This window comes from Neokomagataea anthophila, from assembly GCF_018122595.1.
Classification (GTDB): domain Bacteria; phylum Pseudomonadota; class Alphaproteobacteria; order Acetobacterales; family Acetobacteraceae; genus Gluconobacter; species Gluconobacter anthophilus.
Map to the genome: position 1 here is coordinate 1 of NZ_JAGRQH010000309.1, position 207 is coordinate 207.

Annotated in this window: 1 pseudogene; it reads right to left on the reverse strand. The window is 51.7% G+C overall.

Features of this window, described 5'->3' with window-relative positions:
* Nucleotides 1-26: 26 nt before the first annotated feature.
* A pseudogene (locus tag KB213_RS12760) lies at nucleotides 27-207 on the reverse strand (DNA-processing protein DprA); the annotation flags it as partial.

Sequence of the window (207 nt, forward strand, 5' to 3'; positions counted from 1 at the left end):
GTCCCTGCGGAGTTACCGCATCTGTTCTATGTTGGCTGGAGCGCTACGCGTCCCCCCGTCACGTTTTCCAGCACTCCACCGTACTCTAATTCGGTCAGGGCTGAAAGTTCGGCCGAGACGGAGAACTGACAGCGACTTTCTACATCGTCAACTGTTTCTGATGTGACAGATAAGAGAGGATGGATATGTTCGATGATAAAATCGAGG